Origin of the sequence: Mixta mediterraneensis, assembly GCF_014946725.1 — a bacterium.
Taxonomy (GTDB): domain Bacteria; phylum Pseudomonadota; class Gammaproteobacteria; order Enterobacterales; family Enterobacteriaceae; genus Pantoea; species Pantoea mediterraneensis.
Genome location: NZ_JACFXY010000032.1, coordinates 1 through 1,596, shown reverse-complemented (window position 1 = coordinate 1,596; position 1,596 = coordinate 1). Strand labels below are relative to the sequence as shown.

2 protein-coding genes are annotated in these 1,596 nt (G+C 43.8%); both read right to left on the bottom strand.

Annotation, left to right across the window (positions count from 1 at the left end; genetic code table 11):
• On the bottom strand, nucleotides 1-95 hold a 95-nt coding region (locus H2P46_RS23215; protein WP_238939003.1), incomplete at its 3' end, for a hypothetical protein.
• Nucleotide 96: 1 nt separating this feature from the next.
• Entirely contained in the window at nucleotides 97-660 is a 564-nt protein-coding gene (locus H2P46_RS22770) for a hypothetical protein (protein WP_193407013.1), read from the bottom strand.
• Nucleotides 661-1,596: the final 936 nt, after the last annotated feature.

Here is a 1,596-nt window from a genome sequence, read left to right as displayed (position 1 = left end):
GCTTTGTTGTAGGTGGGCCAGTTGGTGATTTTGAACTTTTGCTTTGCCACGGAACGGTCTGTGTTGTCGGGAGGATGCGTGATCTGATCCTTCAACTCAGCAAAAGTTCGATTTATTCAACAAAGCCATTCGATCCCCTTCTGGATCGTATTCTCCTTCAAGTGTTCCTGTATCCTCAATCTTCCATTCATTAATCGAGGTCCACAGATCGCCACTGGTGATTAAATTATCATCCATGTAAGGGTGTTCTGGGTAAGAAGCATTACTATCAGCCATAACACCAGATTCTTCTGCCTCATCGTAAATCAATTTCGCGAGTAGCTCTCGCAGATGATCTTCATAAAAATTTTCAACCGAATCATAAACCGCGATTCCTAATCCGGCTTTAACTTCAGTAATGCAGATATTGAAAACATCGTCAGACATGGTGAATTTTAGTGCTCGTTTTTTCCCATAAGGAACATTCAAAACAATAAACTCAGCATCAGAAAAGTCGTAGTCCTGGTCATCATATTTGCTTTCAGCAATCAATGCTGCATGGCTGGCATAACCCAATAGAGCAGCAATTACCTCATGAAGCTGTGACCGCTTCAGGGATGTATTCTGGACTTCGGGACGTTTGGAGATGTTGTAGCAGATAGTTTGGATAGCAGCGTTCATGATAAACCACTCCGGCGTATCAGATCTCTTGGCAATCATTTAAGGTTTGGTATTGGACATTTTGTTACCCTCACCATTTGCCAGATCCTACACTATGAAGAAGGTTTAAAAGTGATTTGGTGTACTACTACCTGTTTTAAGCTGTCCAAAACTTAGGCGGGTGCCTAAGTTCACTATACCGCCGAACAAATAAAAAGCAAGGGAGGGATCAAAGCGCTGTAATGGAGTACAAACCGAACACACTCTATCCATCTTCCCTACCCTCGTGGTTTGTACATAACTCTAGTCAGACTAAGTTTTCAAACTGTGTAATTGACACCTGTTTTTTTAAACACCCTCTTTAAAACGCCCTAAAAGGCGTATAGACGGTTGACGAGACTTGACTAGGTTTGACGTCAAATCAGCCTTAAAACCCCGGAGAATCGATTTGGCGCACGCTGAGAGCAGAAAACATACGTAATACGAAGAATAAAAATGTGCATACCGCATGGACGTGGTACGATTAGCATTCTGGTGATCATGAATTCCAGAAACGAAAAAGCAGCTATCAGGTTATTAGGTTCCGAGGCCCATACCCGATAGCTGCTCATGCTCCAGTTCAGAGACTGAAGCGGCCTAGCCAGATTTCGAAGATCTGGCCAAGCCGTGGCGGAAGACTACGGCTAAATGACGTAGATTTCCAGAAGATTTTGCATTCATGCAAATTTTGCTTACATCTCTGATCTGGGTTAATCCGTGCATTATTGGAGTAACTCATTATGACAGATAGAGATTTTAACCAGCGCAAAGTAACTGACGATTACGCACCTTGAACCGCCCCGGTTTTCCGGGAGAGTATTTTAGTTGGGAACTCAGGCTGCCAGATCCTTATTCCCGATGGAAGCATAATATGCCCGTTCGGCTTCTGCCGGTGGGATATGCCCCAGCCTTTCCAGC